This window comes from Streptomyces sp. NBC_01508 (assembly GCF_045040315.1).
Classification (GTDB): Bacteria; Actinomycetota; Actinomycetes; order Streptomycetales; family Streptomycetaceae; genus Streptomyces.
Genome location: NZ_CP109419.1, coordinates 7,894,742 through 7,917,315 on the forward strand (window position 1 = coordinate 7,894,742; position 22,574 = coordinate 7,917,315).

17 protein-coding genes and 1 pseudogene are annotated in these 22,574 nt (G+C 70.0%); 11 read left to right on the forward strand and 7 right to left on the reverse strand.

The genetic code is table 11. From position 1 onward, the window contains the following. The first annotated feature begins 102 nt into the window (after window positions 1-102). The 5 genes from OG700_RS36300 to OG700_RS36320 are packed head-to-tail and all read left to right on the forward strand — an operon-like array spanning window position 103 to window position 7,437. Entirely contained in the window at window positions 103-1,053 is a 951-nt protein-coding gene (locus OG700_RS36300) for an ABC transporter permease (RefSeq protein WP_405622232.1), read from the forward strand. After that, window positions 1,050-2,153 (forward strand): ABC transporter permease, encoded by a 1,104-nt coding sequence (locus OG700_RS36305; RefSeq protein ID WP_405621140.1) that lies wholly within the window; start codon window positions 1,050-1,052, stop codon window positions 2,151-2,153. The genes OG700_RS36300 and OG700_RS36305 overlap by 4 nt, the downstream gene beginning before the upstream one ends. Next, a complete protein-coding gene (locus tag OG700_RS36310) occupies window positions 2,150-3,376 on the forward strand; it encodes an ABC transporter substrate-binding protein (protein WP_405621142.1) in 1,227 nt (408 codons plus the stop codon). Before OG700_RS36305 ends, OG700_RS36310 begins: the two co-directional genes overlap by 4 nt. Next, window positions 3,376-4,257 carry a sugar phosphate isomerase/epimerase family protein gene (locus OG700_RS36315; RefSeq protein ID WP_405621144.1) on the forward strand — a complete coding sequence of 294 codons (882 nt, stop codon included), beginning with the start codon at window positions 3,376-3,378 and terminating at the stop codon, window positions 4,255-4,257. Before OG700_RS36310 ends, OG700_RS36315 begins: the two co-directional genes overlap by 1 nt. Before the next feature lie 42 nt (window positions 4,258-4,299). Further along, window positions 4,300-7,437 carry a ThuA domain-containing protein gene (locus tag OG700_RS36320; RefSeq protein ID WP_405621146.1) on the forward strand — a complete coding sequence of 1,046 codons (3,138 nt, stop codon included), beginning with the start codon at window positions 4,300-4,302 and terminating at the stop codon, window positions 7,435-7,437. 59 nt (window positions 7,438-7,496) lie between these two features. Here OG700_RS36320 and OG700_RS36325 read toward each other — a convergent pair whose 3' ends face one another. Beyond that, window positions 7,497-8,615, reverse strand: coding sequence for an aminoglycoside phosphotransferase family protein (locus tag OG700_RS36325; RefSeq protein ID WP_405621148.1), 1,119 nt, complete (start codon window positions 8,613-8,615; stop codon window positions 7,497-7,499). 231 nt (window positions 8,616-8,846) lie between these two features. On the opposite strand from OG700_RS36325, the gene OG700_RS36330 reads away from it, so the two are divergent. After that, window positions 8,847-10,337, forward strand: coding sequence for a hypothetical protein (locus OG700_RS36330; RefSeq protein ID WP_405621150.1), 1,491 nt, complete (start codon window positions 8,847-8,849; stop codon window positions 10,335-10,337). A gap of 71 nt (window positions 10,338-10,408) precedes the next feature. Here the strand turns inward: OG700_RS36330 and OG700_RS36335 are convergent, their stop codons facing one another. The 4 genes from OG700_RS36335 to OG700_RS36350 all read right to left on the reverse strand — a co-directional run bounded on the left by OG700_RS36335 (window position 10,409) and on the right by OG700_RS36350 (window position 15,375). Next, window positions 10,409-11,824, reverse strand: a complete 1,416-nt coding sequence (locus OG700_RS36335) for a SpoIIE family protein phosphatase (protein ID WP_405621152.1) — start codon at window positions 11,822-11,824, stop codon at window positions 10,409-10,411. A gap of 187 nt (window positions 11,825-12,011) precedes the next feature. Further along, complete coding sequence (locus tag OG700_RS36340; RefSeq protein ID WP_405621154.1) at window positions 12,012-12,545, reverse strand: SRPBCC family protein; 534 nt, start codon at window positions 12,543-12,545, stop codon at window positions 12,012-12,014. Window positions 12,546-12,924: 379 nt separating this feature from the next. Continuing rightward, window positions 12,925-14,337 carry a glutaminase A gene (gene glsA / locus OG700_RS36345; protein WP_405621156.1) on the reverse strand — a complete coding sequence of 471 codons (1,413 nt, stop codon included), beginning with the start codon at window positions 14,335-14,337 and terminating at the stop codon, window positions 12,925-12,927. A gap of 189 nt (window positions 14,338-14,526) precedes the next feature. Further along, on the reverse strand, window positions 14,527-15,375 hold the full coding sequence (locus OG700_RS36350; RefSeq protein ID WP_405621158.1) for an endonuclease I family protein: 849 nt from the start codon (window positions 15,373-15,375) through the stop codon (window positions 14,527-14,529). Window positions 15,376-15,745: 370 nt separating this feature from the next. Here OG700_RS36350 and OG700_RS36355 point away from each other — a divergent pair, with 370 nt between their 5' ends. Further along, the gene (locus tag OG700_RS36355; RefSeq protein ID WP_405621160.1) at window positions 15,746-16,621 is read left to right on the forward strand and encodes a family 16 glycosylhydrolase; all 876 of its coding nucleotides are present in this window, start codon (window positions 15,746-15,748) and stop codon (window positions 16,619-16,621) included. Between the two features lie 183 nt (window positions 16,622-16,804). On the opposite strand, the gene OG700_RS36360 is transcribed toward OG700_RS36355, so the two are convergent. After that, the gene (locus tag OG700_RS36360; protein WP_405621376.1) at window positions 16,805-17,971 is read right to left on the reverse strand and encodes an IS701 family transposase; all 1,167 of its coding nucleotides are present in this window, start codon (window positions 17,969-17,971) and stop codon (window positions 16,805-16,807) included. A gap of 220 nt (window positions 17,972-18,191) precedes the next feature. Then, complete coding sequence (locus OG700_RS36365) at window positions 18,192-19,358, reverse strand: IS701 family transposase (protein ID WP_405621376.1); 1,167 nt, start codon at window positions 19,356-19,358, stop codon at window positions 18,192-18,194. Between the two features lie 198 nt (window positions 19,359-19,556). Between OG700_RS36365 and OG700_RS36370 the strand changes: the two are divergent. The 4 genes and pseudogenes from OG700_RS36370 to OG700_RS36385 all read left to right on the forward strand — a co-directional run. Further along, window positions 19,557-19,997, forward strand: a pseudogene (locus tag OG700_RS36370) (hypothetical protein); the annotation flags it as partial. Between the two features lie 73 nt (window positions 19,998-20,070). Then, a complete protein-coding gene (locus tag OG700_RS36375) occupies window positions 20,071-20,895 on the forward strand; it encodes an SDR family NAD(P)-dependent oxidoreductase (protein ID WP_405621163.1) in 825 nt (274 codons plus the stop codon). Window positions 20,896-21,016: 121 nt separating this feature from the next. Then, complete coding sequence (locus tag OG700_RS36380; RefSeq protein ID WP_405621164.1) at window positions 21,017-21,520, forward strand: 2,4'-dihydroxyacetophenone dioxygenase family protein; 504 nt, start codon at window positions 21,017-21,019, stop codon at window positions 21,518-21,520. A gap of 81 nt (window positions 21,521-21,601) precedes the next feature. After that, window positions 21,602-22,570 (forward strand): LysR family transcriptional regulator, encoded by a 969-nt coding sequence (locus tag OG700_RS36385; protein WP_405621166.1) that lies wholly within the window; start codon window positions 21,602-21,604, stop codon window positions 22,568-22,570. The last annotated feature ends 4 nt before the right edge of the window (window positions 22,571-22,574 follow it).

The window sequence follows — 22,574 nt, forward strand, 5'->3', positions numbered from 1 at the left end:
GAATCCGCTCCCGCCCCGTCCGGCCCCCCACCGAAGCCGGCGTCGTCGTCCAGGACCGGAACCCGGACGCCGCGCTCCGTCCTCACCTCCGTCGACCCCGTCATCGGCGTCTGGCTCGCCGCGCTCGCCGTGACCGTCCTCGGCTGGATCGTCGTCGCCGCCCAGGGCGGCAACTTCCTCACCACCACCAACGCCGTCGCGATCCTCCAGAACTGCGTCGCGCTCGGCCTGGTCGCCGTCGGCCAGTCCGCCGTCATCCTCACCGGCTCACTCGACCTCTCCGTGGCCTATCTCATCAGCCTCGGCACGCTCGTCGCCGCCGAGACCATGGCCGGCGGCGGCGTCGTCACCGCCGTACTCGCCGTCCTCGCGCTGTCCGTCGCCGTCGGACTCGTCAACGGGCTGATCGTCACCGGGCTCAAGGTCAACGCGTTCATCGCGACCCTCGGCATGGCGTTCATCCTGCGCGGCTGGATCGAGGACAACTACACCGGCCCGGCCGGCGAGGTGCCCGTCTCCTTCCAGCGCCTGGGCTACGACCGCGTCGGCCCCGTCCCCGTCTCGGTGTTCCTGCTCATCGCCGTGGCCGCCCTGATGTGGCTCATCACCCGCCGCACCCGCCTGGGCCACCACATGTACGCCACCGGCGGGGACGAACACGCCGCCCGGCTCTCCGGCGTACGGACCGGACGCACCGTCGTCCTCGCGCACGTCCTGTGCTCGCTGTGCGTCGGCGCCGCCGCGCTCTTCCTCGCGGCGCGACTGGGCGCGGGCGCGCCGTGGGCGGGCACCGAGGCGCGCTACGACCTGGAGTCGATCGCCGCCGTCGTCCTCGGCGGCACGGCCCTCGCGGGCGGCCGGGGGGGAGTGGCGGGCACCCTCGGCGGTGTGTTCGTCCTCGCCGTCCTGGACAGCGTGTTCAACCAGCTGGCGGTCGACCCGTTCTTCAAGAACGTCGTGCGCGGCGTCGTCATCATCGCCGCCGTCGCCCTCTACGCCCGGCCGCGCCGGACCCCGAAGGCGAAGGCCCCGACGGAAGGGCGGACCGCGTGAGCGCCCCGACCGAGACCCCAGCGGCGGCCGTCCCGGTGGCCGCCCCCGGCAAGCGCCTCGTCCGCGCGCCGGGCACCGGCATCCCCGTCTACATCCTTCTCGCCGTCCTGCTCCTGGCGCTCCTGATCACCGACCCCGGCTTCTACGAACCCGACAGCTTCCTCTCCTTCGTCAAACGCGCCGCGCCGCTGGTGATCCTGGCCGCCGGGCAGTATCTCGTCATCGTCAGCGGCGAGTTCGACCTGTCCGTCGGCGCGATCGTCACCGCGGGTGTGGTCGTCGCGGCCGAGCTGTACGGCTCCTTCCCCGACGCCCACTGGCTGGTGATCACCGCCGTCCTGCTCGTCGCCGGCGGCCTGGCCGGGCTGGTGAGCGGGCTGATCACCACCGTTCTGCGGGTGCCGTCCTTCATCACCACCCTCGGCATGATGCTCATCCTCGAAGGCGCCGTCTTCTTCTGGACCGGCGGCTCGCCGCAGGGCGTACTGCCCACCGCCTTCCGCCAGTTGGGCCGGGGCACCGCCTTCGGCTGGCTGCCCTGGGCGGTCGTCGCGTGCCTGGTCGCCGGCGCCGTCGCCGTACTGGTCACGCGCTCCGACTTCGGCCGGACGCTCGTCGCCACCGGCGACAGCGACCGCGCCGCCGCGCTCTCCGGCGTGCGGGTGATCCGGGTACGGACCGTCGCCTTCATCCTCTCCGGCGCCGCCGCCGCGCTCGCCGCCGTCCTCGTCGGCGGCTTCTCCGGGGTGTCCGCGCAGGCGGGCCGGGGCTACGAGTTCGAGGCCATCACCGCCGTCGTCCTCGGTGGTGTGGTGCTCGGCGGCGGCCGGGGCTCGGTGGTCGCCGCCATGGCCGGCGCCTTCTCCCTCCAGGCCCTGTTCACGCTGCTCAACCTCCAAGGCGTCTCCGGGGCACTGGAGTCCACCGTCCAAGGAGTCATCGTCATCGCCGCGGTCGGCCTCGGAGCCGCCGACTGGTCCCGGCTGCGCCGCCGTACGCCGCCGGGAAGCGGGCCACCAGGTCCTATGCCACCGGGCACCACGCCACCGGACCGTACGCACCCCACCGGTACGCACCCCTCGGGAGGAACACCCTCATGACCGTCATCCGTACCGTCCGCCGGCGCGCCCTCGCCTCGGGCGCCGCGCTGCTCGGCGCCGTACTCCTCGCCTCCTGCACGAGCGACGCGCCACCCGGGTCGCCACCGGCCGCCTCGGGCGGCTCGAACACGGCGGACGCGGACGCGGGCACCGGGAAGCAGTCCACCTTCTTCGAACAGGCCGAGTACGACCGCCAGTTGGCCCTCGCGGACCAGAAGCCCGAGGGGCCGGACGGCAAACCCTGGGAGCAGATGCTCAACCCGGAGATGGTCGACACCGCCAAGTACAAGATGGCCGACCCCAGCGGTATCGAGCTGTGCTTCTCCAACGCGGGCGTCTTCAATCCCTGGCGCCAGGTGGGGCTGAAGAACATGCGGGCCGAGGTGGAACTGCACAAGGAGATCACCAAGTTCACCGTCCTGGACGCCCAGGGCAAGGACGACAAGCAGATCTCCGACATCCAGGAGCTGTCCGGCCGCGGCTGCGACGCGCTGATCGTCTCGCCGAACACGACGGCCACCCTCACCCCCGCCGTGAAGCAGGCCTGCGGCAAGGTGCCCGTCATCGTCTTCGACCGGGGCGTGGACACCGACTGCGCCGTCACCTTCGTCAACCCCATCGGCGGCTACGCCTACGGCGCGGTGGCGGCCGACTTCCTCGTCGAGAAGGTGAAACCGAAGGGCAAGATCCTCGCGCTGCGTATCTCGCCCGGCGTGGACGTCCTGGAGACCCGCTGGTCGGCCGCGAAGGTCGCCTTCGACAAGAGCGAACTCGACGTCGTGGACGTGAAGTTCACCGACGGCGACCCGGCGAAGGCCAAGTCGGTCGTCACCGACGCGCTGACCCGGCACGGCGACATCGACGGTGTGTGGATGGACTCGGGCGCCACGGCCGTCGCCGCCGTCGAGGCGTTCGAGGACGCGGGCAAGGACGTACCGCCCATCACCGGCGAGGACCAGCAGGACTTCCTCCAGGCGTGGCAGGACAAGGACCTCACGGCGATCGCGCCCGCGTACCCGACCTTCCAGTGGCGTACGCCCGTCATCGCCGCGCTGGACATCCTCAAGGGCGAGCAGGTGCCCAAGGAGTGGAAGCTCCCGCAGCCCACCATCACCCAGGACAGCCTCGGCGACTACCTCAAGCCCGGAATGCCGCCGCTGCACTACGCGATGTGCGGCTGCGAGTCGATGCCCGGATTCCCGAAGGACTGGGGCGGCAAGTGATGGCCCCGCCGCCCCAGATGCCGTTCGCGCTCGGCGCCAACCCGTGGATCTGGCACTCACCCGTCGACGGCGAAGCCCTCGCCGAGACGCTGCCGCGCCTGGCCGCCTGGGGCTTCGACTGCGTCGAACTCCCGCTGGAACAGCTCCACGACTGGGAGCCCGCCGCGACGTCGAAGCTGCTGGCCGCGACCGGGCTCGCCCCGGCGGCCGTCGTCGCCGTCATGCCGCCCGGCCGCGACCTCGTGGCCACCGACCCCGCGACCGTGCGGGCCACCCGGGACTATCTGCGGCACTGCGTCGACGCGGCCCACACGATCGGGGCACCCGTCGTGGCCGGCCCCGTCTACACGGCCGTCGGGCGCTCCTGGCGCATGACGGACACCGAACGCACCGAGGCATGGGCCGAATGGCGCGAGCACATCGCCCCGGTCGTCGCCCACGCGCGGGAGGCGGGGGTGACGATCGCCGTCGAGCCGCTGAACCGGTACGAGACGAGTCTGCTCAACACCGTCGCCCAGTGCCTGGCGGCGATGGACGGACTGGACCCGGCGGCCATCGGCGTCGCGCTCGACGTCTACCACCAGAACATCGAGGAGCGCTCCCTGCCCGGTGCCGTACGGGAGGCCGGCAGCCGCGTCGTCCATGTCCAGGTGTGCGCCAACGACCGCGGCGCGCCCGGCGCCGACCACCTCGACTGGCCCGGCTTCCTGACCGCGCTCGCGCACGCCGGCTACCGGGGGCCGCTGTGTATCGAGTCCTTCACCGCGCACAACGACGCGATCGCGGTCGCCGCCTCCGTCTGGCGTCCGCTCGCACCCAGCCAGGACGCGCTGGCCACCGACGGACTGGCGTTCCTGCGCCGGGTCCTGGCCGGCACCTGAGAACCACCCGACCGATCCCGTCCCCCCAGAGAGGACCGGCACATGGAATGGCATGCACATGACAGCAAACGGCGCGGGAGCGCGATCCGAAGAGGGTTCGTCGCCGTCGCCGGCGCCCTGCTGCTCGCCCTGACCGCCCTGCCCACCGGCGCCGGAGCCGCCGAGAAGGAAGAACCCGCCTTCAAGGCCCTGCTCTTCACCCGCGCCGTCGGCTACGTCCACGGGTCCATCCCGAACGGCATCAAGATGTTCGAGGAGGAGGCCGCCGACAACGGCTTCGAGATCGTCCAGAGCGACGACCCAACCGTCTTCAGCGACGACAACCTCGCGCAGTACGACGCGATCGTCATGCTCCAGAACTCCGGCATGGTCTGGGAGACCGACGCCCAGCGCGAGGCCATGAAGACATTCGTCGAGGGCGGCAAGGGCATCGTCGCCATCCACAACACCCTCGACATGGGCGTCGAGGAGGCGTTCCCCTGGTGGGACGAGACCATCAACGGCGGCGCCCACATGCCCACCCACTCGCCCGGCGTGCTCCAGGGCACGGCCAAGGTCGCCGACCAGGTCCACCCCTCCACCAAGGGACTGCCCGAGCGCTGGGAGCGCCCCGAGGAGTGGTACAACTTCGACGAGAACCCCCGCGGTGACGTCCATGTCCTGGTCACCGCCGACGAGACGACGTACAACCCCGGCCCCGACGCCATGGGCGCCGACCACCCCATCTCCTGGTGCCGCAACACGGGGGGCGGCAAGGTCTGGGCCACCGCCATGGGCCACGACACCCCCGCCTACGACGAAGCGGCCTTCCGCGACCATGTCGTCGGCGGACTGAAGTGGGCGGCAGGCGACGAGCCGGGCGACTGCGGCGGCACCGACTGGAGTGCCTACGAGAAGGTCACCCTCGACGACAACACCGCCGACCCCATGGAGCTGGACGTCGCCGACGACGGCCGGGCGATCTACGCCCAGCGCAACGGCGAACTGAAGATCTTCGACCCCGCGTCCCACTCCACCGTCACCGCCGGCAAGCTCGACGTCTACAGCGGCGGCGAGGACGGCCTGGTCGGCATGGAACTCGACCCGGACTTCGCGAAGAACAACTGGGTCTATCTCTACTACGCCCCGGCCGCCGAGACCAAGGACGTCAACCGGCTCTCCCGATTCACCCTCAAGGGCAACACCCTCGACCTGGCCAGCGAGAAGAAACTCCTCGACGTCCCGGCCTACCGCGACCGCACCTTCACCGAACCCGGACACACCGGCGGCGCCGTCGAGTTCGGCCCCGACGGCACCCTGTACCTCGGCGTCGGCGACGACGTACCGCCCAACCTCGACCCCGACTGGCAGGGCTACGCGCCGATCGACTGGCGCGAAGGCAAGGAGATGCTCGACGCCGCGCGCACCGCGGGCAACACCAACGACCTGCGCGGCAAGCTGCTGCGCGTCAAGCCCAAGAAGTCCGGCGGCTACACCATCCCCAAGGGCAACCTCTTCGCCAAGGGCACGGCCAAGACCCGGCCCGAGATCTACGCGATGGGCTTCCGCAACCCGTTCCGCTTCACCGTCGACCAGGAGACCGGCTACGTCCACCTCGCCGACTACGGCCCCGACCGCGGACTGCCCACCACCGACCGCGGCCCCGAGGGCCTGGTCGAGTACAACGTCGTCAAGAAGCCCGCGAACTTCGGCTGGCCGTTCTGCCACGGCGACAACCAGGCGTACGCGCCCTACAACCCGGACACCGACGAGATCGGTGCGAAGTTCGACTGCGCGAACCCCACCAACCCCTCGCCCAACAACACCGGACTGAAGAAGCTGCCGCCGATCCAGCTGCCCGAACTCTGGTACGGCTACGGCGCGTCCGAGCAGTTCCCGGAGATGGGCGCCGGCGGCTCGGCCCCGATGAGCGGACCCGTCTACCGCTACGACGAGGACAACCCCTCCGAGACGAAGTTCCCCGAGTACTTCGACGGCGCGAGCTTCCTCTACGAATGGTCCCGCAACTACATCAAGGAAGTCCGCTTCGACCAGGACGAGAAGCTCCTCAAGGTCAACGACTTCATGGACTCGGTCGCCTTCAAGAGCCCCATGGACATGACCTTCGGGCCCGACGGCTCGCTGTACGTCCTGGAGTGGGGCAGCGAGTTCGGCGGCGGCAACAACGACTCCGGCCTCTACCGCATCGACTACGCGCAGGGCAAGCGCAGCCCGGTCGCCAAGGCGAAGGCGTCCGTCACCGACGGGCCGCTCCCGCTGAAGGTCGACTTCTCCAGCGCGGGCAGCGCCGACCCGGACGGCGACGCGCTCGCCTTCGAATGGGACTTCGACGGTGACGGCACCTACGACTCCACCGACGAGAACGCCACCCACACCTACACCGAAGGAGGCGAATTCAGCGCCCAGTTGAAGGTCACCGACTCCACCGGGAAGTCCGGCTTCGCCAACGTGCCCATCACCGCGGGCAACACGTCACCGAAGGTGACCATCGACATCCCCGTCAACGGCAAACTCATCGAGTTCGGCGACCAGATCCCGTACAAGATCACCGTCACCGACCCGGAGGACGGGACCATCGACTGCTCCAAGGTCACCATCAACCCGGCACTCGGGCACGACGACCACGAGCACCCGACCAGCGACATCCCCGGCTGCGAGGGCACGGTCGACACCGGGAACCTGGGCGGTCACCCCGAGGGCGCCGACCTCACCTACGTACTCAACGCCAAGTACACCGACGGCGGCGGCTCCGGGGCACCGGCACTGACCGGCTACGGGCGGTCCGTCCTGCAACCGAAGCTCAAGCAGGCCGAGTACCACGACGACCAGTCCGGCACCCGCGTCGTCGACCAGGCGGGCGCAGCGAACGGCAAACGCGTCGGCGACGTCAGCGACGGCGACTGGGTGGCCTTCGAACCGATGAGCGTGGAGGGCATCGACTCGGTGCGCTACCAGGTCTCCTCACCGTACGGAGTCGGCGCGATCGAACTACGGGCCGGCTCCCCGGACGGTGAACTGCTCGCCACCACCCCGATCCCCAACACCGGGGACTGGGAAGTCTACCGGCAGACCGATCCGGTCCCGGTGAAGGCCCACGACGGCACGCACAAGCTCTATCTCGTCTTCACGTCACCGCAGAACAACGCGTTCGACGTGGACACGGTCGAGTTCGGGCCGTAGTGGCGTGAGACTGTCGCCGGACGGGCTTCAGGCCCGTCCGGCGATCGACACCCCCACGGTCAGCGTGTCCCGACCGCCGCGCGCACCGCCCGGCGGGCCATGGCGCAGTCGTCGTGCAGCCGCCGCAGCAGCAGCCGCTGCTCCTCGCCGGTCGGCGCCGCACCCGGCTGGGACTGGGCCGCACCGGCGGGCACCTCGCGCATCGTGCGCTGCACCGCCGTCTCGTACTTACGGATCTCCCCGGTCAGCACGATCATCAGATTCACCAGGAAGGCGTCCCGGTCCGCCGTACACCTGGCCTGCGCGAGCTTGTTGATCTGCCGGCGCGCCGGCGGGTTGTCGCCGAGCACCATCCACAGCGTCGCCAGGTCGTACCCCGGCAGATACCAGCCGGCGTGCTCCCAGTCGACCAGCACCGGTCCGGCGGGCGACAGCAGCATGTTGGAGAGGAGCGCGTCACCGTGGCAGAACTGCCGCATGCCCGGCCGGCCGAGACCGTGCAACAGCTTCTGGAGATCCCCCAGATCCCGGTCGGTGAAGAGACCGAGTTCGTGGTAACGGGTGATCCGGCGCGCGTAGTCGAGACCGGGACCGAACATGTCGCCCGGCGGACGCCAGGTGTTGAGCCGGGCCACGGCGCCCAGCACGGCCCGCACGTCGGCGCGCGGCGGAGCCTCGACCGGGTGGCGCGACAGGGCCGCGGCACGTCCGGGCATCCGCTCGACGACCAGGGTGCAGTTGTCGGGATCGGCGGCGATCAGCCGGGGCACCCGCACCGGCGGCCGGTGGCGCACGAACGAGCGATAAGTGGCTATTTCGTGCCTGAAGCTCTCGGCCCACGCGGGCGACCTGTCCAGCAGACACTTGGCCACCGCGGTCGTCCGTCCGGTCGTCCCGACCAGCAGCACCGAGCGGCCACTGCACCGCAGCATCTGCACCGGGTTGAACTCCGGACAGATCCGGTGCACCGCGGCGATGGCCGTCTTCAACTGCGCGCCCTGGGGGCCCGACAGGTCCAGTCTGCCGCCGAGCGGCCCGTTGGCCGCCCCCGTCCAGCGCCTGCCCCGGCCGGTGTGGGTGGGATCGAGATACGGTCCGCCGCCGGGCGCGGGTGGCCGCTGCTGTCGGGGCGGGGCGGACACGGAGGTCGATGCTGTGTACGACGACGCTGTGTACATGGGCGAACGGATCCCTTCGTGTACCGACGAGTTGCCTGCGTCTCCCGCCCCGGCGGCCGTTCCACACCCTGGGGAATGTGCCGGGCCGCCGGGACGGGGTGGCGCATTGCTACCCGACACCCCGCCACGGGTGGCACACCATCTGGCGGACCCTGGCGAAGCCTGGCGAATAGTCGCCAGGCATCTGACGGACGGTTACTGTCAACTCAGCCGAGAACCTGGGGGCTTGACGTGACCGGAGAACCCAACACCCGCCTGTCGGACCTGTTCGGCCTGGCCGGATGGTCCAAGGGCGAACTCGCGCGGCTGGTGAACAGACAGGCGGCGGCCCTGGGCCACCCGCAGCTGGCCACCGACACCTCGCGGGTCAGACGCTGGATCGACATGGGGGAGATCCCCCGCGATCCGGTACCAAGGGTGATGGCGTCTCTGTTCACCGAGCGGCTCGGTCGTGTCGTGACCATCGAGGACCTCGGGTTCGTACGACAAGGACGCGCGGGGAGACGACGGGACGCCGGGAACGCATCGCACCCCGACGGACTGCCTTGGGCGCCCGGCCGGACGGCTTTGGTCCTCACCGAATTCACGGGAATGGACCTCATGCTCAACCGACGCGGCTTGGTGGGCGCGGGCGCCGTGCTCACCGCAGGCACCGCACTCAGCAGTTCCATGTACGACTGGCTGCACTCCGACCCCGCACTGACCGCCGACGCCCCCCGGAGCGCCGATCCCCTGCACGCCGAACCCGTTGGGTACGACCGCTACGAGGCCGCCCCCATCGGGTCGCAGGAGATCGACGCGCTGGAGCACTCCGTCGACGTGTTCCGGGCCTGGGACGCCGCCCGGGGTGGCGGCCTCCAGCGCAAGGCGGTGGTGGGCCAGCTCAACGAGGTGGGCGGCATGCTCTCGTACCGCCACCCTCCCCATCTCCAGCGCCGCCTGTGGGGCGTCGCTGCCAACCTGGCGGTGCTCGCCGGCTGGATGTCGCACGACGTCGGCCTCGAACCCACCGCCCAGAAGTACTTCGTCATCGCCACCCACGCGGCGCGCGAGGGCGGCGACCGGCCACGGGCCGGCGAAGCGCTCTCCAGGGCCGCCCGTCAGATGGTTCATCTGGGACGGCCCGACGAGGCGCTGGACCTGATGAAGCTGGCCAAGTCCGGTTCAGGGGACGAGGTGCTGCCCCGCACCCGGGCGATGCTCTGCACGATCGAGGCCTGGGCACAGGCGTCGCTGGGGCGCGGTCAGGCCATGCGCCGGACCCTGGGCGAGGCGGAGGACCTGTTCGTCTCCGACAAGGGCGACGTGCCACCGCCGAGCTGGATGCAGATGTTCGACGAGGCGGACATGCACGGCATGGAGGCGCTGGCCTTCCGTACGCTCGCCGATCACGAGCCCTCGGCGGCGGCCATAGCGCAACGGCATGCCAAGCGGGCGATCGAGCTGCGGCAGAACGGCCGTCAGCGGTCGATGATCTTCGACTATCTCTCGCTGGCCTCGGCCTGCTTCATCGCGGACGACCCCGAACAGGCCGACCGTTACGCGCGATTGGCGCTCGTGTCGATGGGGGAGACCTCGTCGCACCGCACCTGGGACCGGCTGCGGGAGATGTACCGGCTCACGAGTCAGTATCCGTCGCACGCGGGGGTCCAGGAGCTGCGCGAGGAGATCGACGAGGTGCTGCCGGACCCCGCGAAGAAGCCGAGGAGCTCGGAGACCTAGTACGTCCCCGTCCAGTACCTACCCGGCGCCCGCTGTCGGGGGTGTCCTCCGGCTGTCTCCACCGGCTGTCCCTACGCCTGGGGGCCGATCCTGGCCACCAGTACACAGGCGTCGTCCTCGCGTCCGGTCTCGCCGAACTCCTCGACGACCGTCCTGACACTGTCCTGCGCGTCGCGTGCCCCGGTCAGGCGGGGCCCGAGCGCCAGGAGCCGGTCCACCCCGGTCCGGTCCGTCAGCCTGCCGGTGTGCAGCACCAGCAGATCACCGGGCAGCAGCTGGATCTCGGCCTGTTCGTACGCGGCACCCGATGTCGCGCCGAGCAGGACGCCGTCCAGCTCGGTCAGCGCGCGCCCCGTCCCGTCGCGGAACAGCAGCGGGGCGGGGTGCCCCGCCTGCGCCCAGACGAGGGTGCGGGTCTCGGGGCGGTAGCGGCAGCAGACGGCACTGCCGAGCGCGGGCTGATCGGCCGTGTCGAGCAGTTGGTTGAGATGGCCCAGCAGCGCGCCGGGCTCGATACCCGCCACCGCCATGCCGCGCTGGGCGCCGAGGAGCGTCGCCATCGTGGAGGCGGCCGTCACACCGTGGCCGGTGAGGTCGCCGACCGTCAGCAGGGTGTTCCCGTCGGGCAGCTTCAGCGCGTCGTACCAGTCGCCGCCAACGAGTCCGCCGCCCGCCGGTGGCAGATAGTGGCCGGCCAGATCGAGGGTGCCGGGGTCGCTCTGCGGGGACTGGAGGGACCCGCGCCACGACGGCAGTACGGCCTCCTGCAACTCGACCACGAGCCGCTGTTCGGTCCTGACCGACCGCTCGCGGCGCCTGAGCGTGTCACCGGACTCGTGGACGGCGCGCTGGCTGTGGCGTAACGCGCTGACGTCCCGGAGCACCGCCCACATGGAGGCCGTGCGGCCTTCGGCGTCGAGCACGGGCTCGCCCATCATGTGCACCGTGCGGACGCGGCGGTCGGGCCTGACGACGCGGAACTCGCCGTCGATGGGCTTGCCGTCGACGAGGCAGTCGGTCACCAGCGTCTGGAGCAGGCTCTGGTCTTCGGCGACCATCACGGACGGCAGTTCGTCCAGGGTCATCGGGCCCTTCTCGGGCGGGCAGCCGAAGATCTCGTACAGCTCCGGCGACCAGGTGACCGCGTCGGTGAGGAGATTCCACTCGGCGCTGCCGACCCGGCTCAGCAGCGAATCGGTCCGGTCCCCGGCCTCCGCAGGCTCCGCGGCGGGCGACTCGGCCTCACCGCTGGGCAGTCCGTTCCTGAGCTGGCCCAAGTGCGCGCCGAGATCGTCCAGTTGGTGAACCGCCAGGTCGCACAGCGCGCGCTGCCAGCGCCACCGCGTGTCGTGCTCGTCAGCGACGGCGTCTCTGCGCACGGCGTCCACGTCACCGCGCAGGCTGCGGGTGCGCGTGATGAGGGACTCCACCACGCCCCGCTCCGGTGGCTGCGGGGCGGGACGGTCCGCGAACAGATGGGACGGCATCTCGAACTCCGATACAGGCGTGGCACTGCCAGGTCTGAAGGGTGGATCGTTACGACTGTTGCACAGGCTGCCAGGGGCCGTAAGGGATTCGGCAACACTCGATCCGGTGGTGCTTTTGGCATATGCCATAGGCGGGCAAGTGACCTACCGTCACCGGCCGATCGACGCCCCGAGTCGACGTGCTGCGTCAGTCCGACGCCGGGGCGCCCTCGACCGCCCGCTTGAGGTTACTCAGCGTCCGGTGGATGTTCCTGCCCTGGAACTCGGCGAAGGTGTGGCCGCGCGTCGCCACCCGGTCGAAGGCGTTGGCGACCCGGTCGGGCCACGAACGCCGGTCGTCCGTCCAGGTCTCGGTGACACGCGTGCCGCCGTCGACCGCCTCCAGGCGGTACTCCCAGGTGGCGATCGGACCGGGCAGCCGAGGGGTCCTGAGCCCGATCGCGTGGACGCGGAAGGCGAACCGCTCACCCGGGTCGGCGGCGGTCACGGTGCAGCGCGTCGTCCAGCGCAGCGGACCGCGCTTGTTGTGGCCGTCGAAGACCATCCCCACGTACGTGTCCGGGGCGCCGCCGTCCCCGGCCTTCGCGCCGGTACGGACGGTCGCCCCGAGATTCTCCGGGCTCCACCGGCCCATCAGCGCGGGCCGGCTGACCTGCTCGTAGACGGCGGCGGGTGACGCGGCGACGACGACACTGTCGGACACGGTGAACGTACGCGGCATGGGGGCTCCGATCCTGTACCCGGACCTCGGAGGCTGCCCGGCCCCCCGACTCTAGGGCGTGTTGCGAAAGTGGCGCCGTCCGCCCGGAGGGCGGGGCCGACGGCGTTGGGTGCGTGCGATGGCAAGGCGGAGGATCGGCGTTGTGGATGGCCCGGCCGTACTTGGATGCCTTCGAGAACGCTGTCAACGCGGTGAGGGGGCACCTCCCGTGCCCCTCGGGGCTACGGGGGAGAGCGTGCCAGGCGTCGTCGGCCAGGCGGGACTTTCGCAGCACGCCCTAGTGCGGTGGCGGGGCCGGGGCGGTGGCCGGAAGGTCACCGGGTCCGTCCGGTGGCCGGCTCGTCCTCAATCGCCGTACGGCTTCAAGCCCGTACGGCGCTCACGCACCGTCGCCGCCGGAACGGCCCTGCCCCTTCTGCCGGTTGATGCCCGCCGCGAGCAGCGCGTCCTCGCACCGGGCCACCGCCGTGTCACGCGACGGCACCTGCCGCCACGCGCTCTCGCCACCTTCCCCGGACGCCTCGGCGTGCGGCGCCAGATCACCGACCACCGTCACCTGGTGCCCGGCCGCCGCCAGCCGGGCCAGCGCCTGGCGCAGCATGCCCTCGGCGAACGGTCTGATCTCCGACACGTCCTCCAGATCGAGCACCACCCAGCCGGGCTCGTCGGGGATGACGGTGCCGAGTTCGTGCAACAGCCGTTCCGCTTCCGTGAAGTCCAGGATTCCCTGGGCGGCGACGATCGCCACGTTGTCGCCCGCGCGCTCGATGACCTCACGTTCGGCCTCGCTGCGCGGCCGGTCCGAGGGAGCGGTACGCGCGGTCTCCGCCAGCTTCACGGTCGGCGCCGTCCGAGACGACCGGCGCATCAGGTGCAGGCCGAACCTCTCCGACAGTTCGCGCAGCACGGCCACGCCGCGTACCGGAGTACCCATGGCGTCCAGCGGCGGGCTGTGCACCGCGATGCCGAACCTGGCCGGACTCGCGGCGATCAGCCCGCCCGACACCCCGCTCTTCGCCGGGAGTCCGACCCGCAGCAGCCAGTCGCCCGACGAGTTGTACATCCCGCACGAGGCCATGACCGCGAGCACCTGCACCGCCACCGGCTCGGGCACCACCGATTCGCCGGTCGAGGGATTGACGCCGCCGTTGGCGAGCGTCGCGGCCATCGCCGCCAGATCGGCCGTCGTCACGCGCACCGAACACTGCCGGAAGTATGTCTCCACGCCGTCCGGGCCGCCGGGCAGCGACCCCGCGCCGTGCATCAGATAGGTCAGGGCCCGGTTGCGGTCGCCGGTCTCGGACTCCGACGCGCGCACCGCCTCGTCCACGTCCAGCCGCCGTCCGGCGAACCGGCCGAGACAGTCGAGGATCCGCCGGAACCGCTCCTCCTCGTTCGTGCCCGGTACGAGTGCGGTCGTGACGATGGCCCCGGCGTTGATCATCGCGTTCGCCGGCCGCCCGGTGCCCGGCTCCAGACTGATCGCGTTGTACCCCTCGCCGCTGGGCTCGGCGCCGACCCACCGGGTCACCTCGTCGAGCCCCAGCTCGGCCAGGACCAGCGCGTAGACGAACGGCTTCGACACCGACTGGAGGGTGAACGGCGTGTCTACGCCGCCCGACCAGTAGTGGTTGCCGCCCATGCTGGTCAGCGCGATACCGAAGGTACTGGGGTCGGCGGTGGCCAACTGCGGGATGTACGAGGCGACCTCGCCCTCGTCCAGGGTGGCGACCCGCCGCTGGAGTTCCACCAGCGCGTCGGTGATGACATCGGTGGCCGAGACGGGTGTCACGGACGACCTCCAGAGGGGCTGTCTGCGGAGTGCGCCGGGGCAAGCCGAAGCCCCCGGGCGCGGATCCGGTCATCCGCGCCCGGGGGCTCCGGCCGGCGTTCCCCGATGGGGCGCTTGGAGTTGACGGCCGTCACTCAAGCACCCGGAGCCGGCGCGCCCGGGGAGGGCGCGCCGTTCCACCCAGGGGTGTCACCAAATGGACTCGGCCCATTCGGGGTGGTCGATGAACGGATTGCGGTTGTGCTGGAACTGATCGAATATGACGTCGTTGCGGCGCTTCTCGAACGCGTCCGGCGGGTCCTCGTCGTTCCACTGCTTCAGCACGGACAGCCGTCCCATCGCGGGGGCCGAACCGTTGTTGACGCGGTCGTTGGGTTCGAGGTCGGCGAAGGAGTCGGTGCCCTCGTAACGGACCGCCATGTAGAGGATCATGCGGGCGACACCGCCCTTGACGGCGTCACGCGGCTCGTAGGAGTCGCTGTCGGTGAGGTTCCCCGGGGCGCCGCTGACCGGGCTGCCGCCGTTGTCGAAGTCCTTGTTCCCGCGGATGCCGTTGACCTGGACGTCCTCCGGACGCAGGTGGTGGACATCGGTGCCGGGGCCCTGCGACGTACCGAAGTCGCCGTGTGACTGCGCCCACACGTGCTCGCGGTTCCAGTCGCCGACGTCGCCGCCGTTCTGCGACTTGGAGCGCGAGGTGCCGCTGTACAGGAGGACGACGTTGGCGGAGTTGGCCGGGTCCTGGTCGGTGACCTTGAGCGCTTCCCAGACGGCGCTGTACGAGAGCTTCGTCTGGTCGCTGATGATGGTGTGCAGCGCGCTCTTGAGCGCGGGCCCGGTCTTGCCGAGCGCGCTCTGGTAGTACGTGTCGTCCAGTGCCGCGGTACCGGCCGCGGCGGTGGCTCCGGCGGCGCTGGTTCCCGGCGGGGCCGCGAGGGGGGTGGCGGCCGGGGCGGCGGTCGCGCTGCCGGCGAGCACCGCGGCGGCGGCGCACAGGGTCAGCACCGGCCGCACGGCGGGATGGTGACGACGGGACATGTGGGGGTGTCCTCTCGATGACGAGATCACCGCGCGTAGAACCGACCGGTGGGACGGGGCACACGGTGATCATGGCGATGTGACGTTTCCGCAGGAGCCTTCCACAGCACCAGTGACGCTGGGGTGAATGCTCCGCGTTCATCATGTGCAGGTCAAGAGGCGTGTCGGCGAAGGGTGTTGCCGTGGGGCACGCCGCGCCGCACGTTCGCGTGGATGGGCCGAAAACACACCGCCGATATTTGAGGTCCGTACCAACTCCTTGACGGGCACCCCGTGGCTGCCTTGAATCAAGCATTGAAATAAGTACGGCGAGGCGCTTCGTGTCTCAGCCGTACCTGTCATACGCATGCCCCCCACGCAAAGCGATGTGATGACCGTGACCGTGTTCAAGGACTGGCGGCGCCGTACGGGGCTGTACACCCTCGCACTTCTGTGCACCTCAGGAGCCGTGGCCGCCGTGCCCGCCGGAGCCTCCGCCGCGGCCGACCCCCACCCCGCCGCGGCCCCCGCAGCCATCAAGTTCGAAGACGACTTCGACGGCCCGGCCGGAGCCGGCGTCGACGGAGGCAAGTGGCAGATCGAGACCGGCGACAACGTCAACAACCACGAGCGGCAGTACTACACGGCCGGCAACAACAACGCCGCCCTCGACGGGCAGGGCAATCTCGTCATCACCGCCCGCAAGGAGAACCCCGGCAACTACCAGTGCTGGTACGGCACATGTGAGTACACCTCGTCCCGGCTGAACACCTCGGGCAAGTTCGACTCCGCGTACGGCCGGGTCGAGGCCCGCATGAAGATCCCGCGCGGCCAGGGCATGTGGCCCGCGTTCTGGGCGCTCGGCAACGACATGGGCCAGGTCGGCTGGCCCAACAGCGGCGAGATCGACATCATGGAGAACGTCGGCTTCGAGCCCGGCACCGTGCACGGCACGCTGCACGGCCCCGGCTACTCCGGCGAGGGCGGCATCGGCGCCGGCTACAGCCTGCCGAACGGCGAGGCCTTCGCGGACAACTTCCACACCTTCGCCGTCGACTGGGCGCCGGACTCCATCAAGTGGTCGGTCGACGGCAACGTCTTCCAGACCCGTACGCCCGCCGATCTCGGTGGCCGCCAGTGGGTGTTCAACAAGCCGTTCTTCCTGATCCTCAACCTCGCCGTCGGCGGCTACTGGCCCGGCGACCCCGACGGCAGCACGGTCTTCCCGCAGCAACTCGTCGTCGACTACGTACGCGTCAGCGACTAGTACTGCAACCGTGTTTGCTGTGACGATGGTTTAGTCACGGGCTGTGGCCTCGTCGTTTGTAGTGGCTGACGCGTGCTCGGTGCTGTGCTCGTCGCCGCCAGTGGGACCAGTGCAGGACCTGGGCGAGTGAGGGCAGGAGGCGTGCGGTGAGGTGGGCGGTCAGGCGGCGGATTTCGGGCAGGCTCAGTGGGACAAGGTACTGGTCAGCGGATCGTGAGCCCCCTTTTTCAGCTCCTGCGCACGGACCGTTGCCAGGTAGGCGTGGGCCGCCATGGCCAGCGTGATGTGCCGATACCAGGCGTGGTACTTGCGGACCTGGTAGTGGTCCAGGCCGCACTCGTTCTTCGCGGTCTGGAAGCATTCCTCGATCGTCCACCGGCGGCCGGCCACCACCAGCAGTGTGTTCAAGGTGGTGCCCTCGGGTGCGAAGCACACGTAGTAGGCGATCCCGGTGGGATCGGTGACGCTGCGACGGGCCAGAACCCAGTGCTCGACGCCCTCCTCACGCCAGGGCCGGATCGGTGCCCGGGCCCAGTCGTAGACCCGCTCGCCGTGGGCGCCCGACCCGCACGAGCGGCGTTTCCATGCCTGTCGGGGCAGGCCCGCCACCAGTTCCTCCACGACATGGTCCATGCGGGAGGCGGTTACGACAGTGTCGGTCCGACGGGTGGCCAGCACGTGGAACACCCCACGCTGTTCCAGCCAGTAGCGCAACCCCTTGACCTGCCCATATGCCTCGTCGGCCGTCAGCCACGCGAACGGCACCCGGGCTGCGAGGGTCCGTTCGATCATGGCCTTGGCGTGCTCGATCTTCGTGGCGAAGGTGACCTCGTCGGGGATCGCCGCGGTGCGGCAGCGGTCCCGGTCCTCGGTCCAGGACGCGGGCAGGTACAGCTCCCGGTCGATCAGCGTGTGGCCGACCTCGGTGGCGTAGGCCAGGAACGTGCCGACCTGGCTGTTCTCGATCCGGCCCGCCGTGCCCGTGTACTGGCGCTGGACACCGGCCGAGCGGACCCCCTTCTTCAAGAACCCGGTGTCGTCCACGACCAGGATCGCCTGCCGGTCACCGAGATGTTCCATCACGAACTCCCGCACATCGTCGCGGACTTCGTCGGCATCCCAGTCACACGTATTGAGCAGCCTCTGCAAACGGTCCGGCCGGTCATGCCCCGCGCGCTCAGCGACCGTCCACGCGTTCTTCCGCTCCAGCGACGACACCAACCCGCGCATGTAAGCCAGCGCCGACTCGCGGGGCTCCGAACGCTGAAAACGGTGCACAAACCGCTCGTGCACCTCTTCCAGCCCCACCGCCCACCGCCGCACGTCACCGATTTCGAGGTCCCCACCCATGACAAGCACAACGACCACGACGTCACGTCGTCACTGCAAACGCGGTTGCAGTAGCTGTGACGATGGTTTAGTCACGGGCTGTGGCCTCGTCGTTTGTAGTGGCTGACGCGTGCTCGGTGCTGTGCTCGTCGCCGCCAGTGGGACCAGTGCAGGACCTGGGCGAGTGAGGGCAGGAGGCGTGCGGTGAGGTGGGCGGTCAGGCGGCGGATTTCGGGCAGGCTCAGTGGGACAAGGTACTGGTCAGCGGATCGTGAGCCCCCTTTTTCAGCTCCTGCGCACGGACCGTTGCCAGGTAGGCGTGGGCCGCCATGGCCAGCGTGATGTGCCGATACCAGGCGTGGTACTTGCGGACCTGGTAGTGGTCCAGGCCGCACTCGTTCTTCGCGGTCTGGAAGCATTCCTCGATCGTCCACCGGCGGCCGGCCACCACCAGCAGTGTGTTCAAGGTGGTGCCCTCGGGTGCGAAGCACACGTAGTAGGCGATCCCGGTGGGATCGGTGACGCTGCGACGGGCCAGAACCCAGTGCTCGACGCCCTCCTCACGCCAGGGCCGGATCGGTGCCCGGGCCCAGTCGTAGACCCGCTCGCCGTGGGCGCCCGACCCGCACGAGCGGCGTTTCCATGCCTGTCGGGGCAGGCCCGCCACCAGTTCCTCCACGACATGGTCCATGCGGGAGGCGGTTACGACAGTGTCGGTCCGACGGGTGGCCAGCACGTGGAACACCCCACGCTGTTCCAGCCAGTAGCGCAACCCCTTGACCTGCCCATATGCCTCGTCGGCCGTCAGCCACGCGAACGGCACCCGGGCTGCGAGGGTCCGTTCGATCATGGCCTTGGCGTGCTCGATCTTCGTGGCGAAGGTGACCTCGTCGGGGATCGCCGCGGTGCGGCAGCGGTCCCGGTCCTCGGTCCAGGACGCGGGCAGGTACAGCTCCCGGTCGATCAGCGTGTGGCCGACCTCGGTGGCGTAGGCCAGGAACGTGCCGACCTGGCTGTTCTCGATCCGGCCCGCCGTGCCCGTGTACTGGCGCTGGACACCGGCCGAGCGGACCCCCTTCTTCAAGAACCCGGTGTCGTCCACGACCAGGATCGCCTGCCGGTCACCGAGATGTTCCATCACGAACTCCCGCACATCGTCGCGGACTTCGTCGGCATCCCAGTCACACGTATTGAGCAGCCTCTGCAAACGGTCCGGCCGGTCATGCCCCGCGCGCTCAGCGACCGTCCACGCGTTCTTCCGCTCCAGCGACGACACCAACCCGCGCATGTAAGCCAGCGCCGACTCGCGGGGCTCCGAACGCTGAAAACGGTGCACAAACCGCTCGTGCACCTCTTCCAGCCCCACCGCCCACCGCCGCACGTCACCGATTTCGAGGTCCCCACCCATGACAAGCACAACGACCACGACGTCACGTCGTCACTGCAAACGCGGTTGCAGTACTAGGACTCCCGTCCGAACCACGTACCACGCACCACGCACCACGCACCAAGTCCACGTTCCACGACCGATGTTCGAAGTTCCACGTGCCGGACAGGCCACCCCTCCCGGCCTGCCCGGCGCCCGAGGGCAACCTGGATCCGCGTGGCAGCCCCCTACGACAGCCCCCCACCTTCCAGCAGCGCACCGTGGACGCGCTCAGGGCGATCCGGGCCAACAACCCCGGCATCGAGATCTACATCACCTTCGGCACCGGCCAGACCATGGGCACGCTGGCGGTCCGGGCGGCCGAGGGTCTGAAGACCGCTGTCAAGAACGCCTACGGGCTACGGCGACGACGAGGCCTACCGCAAGACCGGCGTCTCCTCGATGAACGGCGTCACCGACGTCGGCGAGACCATCACCGGCGCCGACTTCCGCACGATCCTCGCCTCCGCGCAGCAGCGCCACCACGCCCGGCTGACCTTCTGGTCGGTCAACCGCGACCGGCCCTCCGCTGGCGGCGGGGCCGACACCCGCTCCGGCGTGAGCCAGGCGGCCGGGCCGGGGCCGCCGGAATCGAATGGGGGTCATCCTCGTCGCGCATGATCGAAGGCCCCACACCGCCGGGGCTGTTGGAATCGGACCCGTAGCGTCGTGATTCCGTGCGGAGGGGATGTCAGTGAGCGAGGACCACCTTGCGGAAACCGTCGATGACGGCGGAGGGCACGACGAAGAGCGCCGGCCGCGCCGCGCGGATCCATCGGATACGCCGGAGGAGGCGGCGGAGGCCGCGGGCGGCGAGGACCGGCGCACGGTCGTCGTCACCGGCGGCACCAGCGGCATCGGCGCGGCCGTCGCGGAGCGCTTCGCCGCCTCCGGCGCACGGGTGATCGTCGCCGGGCTCGACGCCGCAGGCGCGGCCGGGCGACTGCCCGACTCGGTCAGCCGCGTCGAGATCGACCTGACCCGCGCCCGGGAACTCGAAGACTTCCTCGGCGGCGTCGACCGGCTCGACGTACTCGTCAACGCGGCCGGCGTGATTGTCCGAGGCGGCGAGTACGACCCCGAGATCTTCGCCCGCGTCGTCGACATCAACCTCACCGGCACCATGCGCGCCTGCATCGCCTCGCACGGCCTGCTGCGCCGCTCGGGCGGCTGCATCGTCAACGTCGCCTCCATGCTGAGCTTCTTCGGTGGCCCCAAGGTGCCCGCCTACACAGCCAGCAAGGGCGGTATCACGCAGCTCACCAAGGCACTCGCCGTGGCCTGGGCCGAGGACGGCATCCGCGTCAACGCCGTCGCGCCGGGCTGGATCCGTACGGCCCTGACTGCGGACCTCCAGGCCAACGACGAGGCGGCCCGGCGGATCATCGAGCGCACCCCGATGGGGCGTTGGGGCGAACCGGCCGACGTGGCGGGCGCCGTGACCTTCCTCTGCGGCCAGGACGCGCGCTTCGTGACCGGAGCCGTACTCCCGGTGGACGGCGGATACCTCGCCGCCTGAACCCCGGAATCCCGCCGATTCCCCGGATCCCGAAGCTCCGGATCCCCGAAGCCTCGAATCCACTGATTCCCTCGGATCCCGATTCCGCTGAACTCCCGAACCTCCAGGAGGAGTGAGAACCATGACCGACCCGCAAGGCCCCGTCATCCCCCTGTCCACCATGGTGCCGGAGGAGATCGCCGTCGCCGCCCTGCCCGACGACGACCGGATCTGGGTGCCCCAGGCCCCCAACGTCTGGTTCCGGCCACTGATGTTCAACACCGTCACCGGCCAGTGGTGCAATCTCCTCAAGGTCACGGCGGCGGGGATCGTTTCCCGCCACCGCCACCCCGGCGTGGTGTTCGGCTACGTCATCAAGGGCAAGTGGCACTACTACGAGCACGACTGGGTCGCCGAGGCCGGACACTTCGTCTACGAGCCGCCGGGCGAGATCCACACCCTCGCGGTACCGGAGGACTGCGACGAGATGATCACGTTCTTCAACATCACCGGAGCGATGGCATACGTCGACGACAACGGGGTGCAGACCGGCTACGAGGACACCTTCACAAAGATCGACATGTGTCGTGCCCACTACACGGAAAATGGCCTCGGAGCCGACTACGTGAATCGGTTCATTCGCTGAGGAATCCCTTATTGCCCTCGTGACCTGCGCTGTAGGCTCCCTGCCCTAGGTGAAGACCTAGGTTGAAGGGACGGGGACTCAATGGATATCGGGAGCGTCTACCACTACCGGATCGACTGGATCGCCAGCTTCGTGGCCGTGGCCCACCACGGCGGATTCTCCGCCGCGGCGAAGGCCCTCTATCGCTCACAGCCCCGGGTCAGCAGCCATGTCGCCGAGCTGGAACGGCTGCTCGGCACCCGGCTGCTCGACCGCTCCGTACAGCCCGCGGTCCTCACTCCCGAGGGCCGCGGACTGCTGCCGCACGCCGAGGAGATCCTGCGCAGGCTCAATGTCCTGGGCGATCTCACCAGAGGGACGATTTCCGGTCAGGTCAGACTCGGGGCGTACCCGAGCGCGGCGTCGTACCTCTACCCGCTGGCCGTACGCGCCCTGCGGATCACCCACCCCCAAGTCCGGCTCGTGCTGCGGGAAGGGCCGAGCGTCGCGCTCGGCACCGACCTCGTCAGCGGCGACCTGGACCTCGCGATACGCCCGCTGCATCCGCTCATCAACTCCGACCTGGTGGCCAGCCGGGTGCTCTGGCGCGAACCCCTCGTCGCCGTCTTCCGCGCCGACCATCCGCTGGCGCGCGCCGGCTCCGTACGCCTCGCGCAGACCGCCATGCTCCCGGTGATCAGCATCGGCGAGAGCGGCGAGGGCCAGGCCCGTCAGTACGAGACCAACCTCGCCTTCGCCAACGCCGGTCTCAACCCGGTCATCGCGGCCCAGACGAACCAGCCCCAGACCCTCATCTCCCTGGTCCGCCACGGACTTGGCGTGGGCGTCACCAACAGCCTCGCCATGACGACGGCCAACACCGAGGGCGTGACACTCGTCCCCATCTCCGATCCCCAGTGCGAGCGCGCCGTCGCCGCCTGGTGGCGCGCCGGCCCCGTCGTCTCACCCGCCGTCGAGGCCGTGCGCGAGGTCGTCGGGAAGCTGCCCATGCCGCAGTGGCCGTGGGGCGAGGAGGCCGGCAGTGAGCGCGCGGAGAAGGCGGGCCGGTGAAATC

Coding starts and splice junctions, on each gene's coding strand:
- OG700_RS36360 (WP_405621376.1), bottom strand. CDS start 17,971: ATGGGTGGGGACCTCGAAATCGGTGACGTGCGGCGGTGGGCGGTGGGG.
- OG700_RS36335 (WP_405621152.1), bottom strand. CDS start 11,824: ATGCCGTCCCATCTGTTCGCGGACCGTCCCGCCCCGCAGCCACCGGAG.
- OG700_RS36320 (WP_405621146.1), top strand. CDS start 4,300: ATGGAATGGCATGCACATGACAGCAAACGGCGCGGGAGCGCGATCCGA.
- OG700_RS36325 (WP_405621148.1), bottom strand. CDS start 8,615: ATGTACACAGCGTCGTCGTACACAGCATCGACCTCCGTGTCCGCCCCG.
- OG700_RS36385 (WP_405621166.1), top strand. CDS start 21,602: ATGGATATCGGGAGCGTCTACCACTACCGGATCGACTGGATCGCCAGC.
- OG700_RS36380 (WP_405621164.1), top strand. CDS start 21,017: ATGACCGACCCGCAAGGCCCCGTCATCCCCCTGTCCACCATGGTGCCG.
- OG700_RS36350 (WP_405621158.1), bottom strand. CDS start 15,375: ATGTCCCGTCGTCACCATCCCGCCGTGCGGCCGGTGCTGACCCTGTGC.
- OG700_RS36355 (WP_405621160.1), top strand. CDS start 15,746: ATGACCGTGACCGTGTTCAAGGACTGGCGGCGCCGTACGGGGCTGTAC.
- OG700_RS36365 (WP_405621376.1), bottom strand. CDS start 19,358: ATGGGTGGGGACCTCGAAATCGGTGACGTGCGGCGGTGGGCGGTGGGG.
- OG700_RS36310 (WP_405621142.1), top strand. CDS start 2,150: ATGACCGTCATCCGTACCGTCCGCCGGCGCGCCCTCGCCTCGGGCGCC.
- OG700_RS36315 (WP_405621144.1), top strand. CDS start 3,376: ATGGCCCCGCCGCCCCAGATGCCGTTCGCGCTCGGCGCCAACCCGTGG.
- OG700_RS36340 (WP_405621154.1), bottom strand. CDS start 12,545: ATGCCGCGTACGTTCACCGTGTCCGACAGTGTCGTCGTCGCCGCGTCA.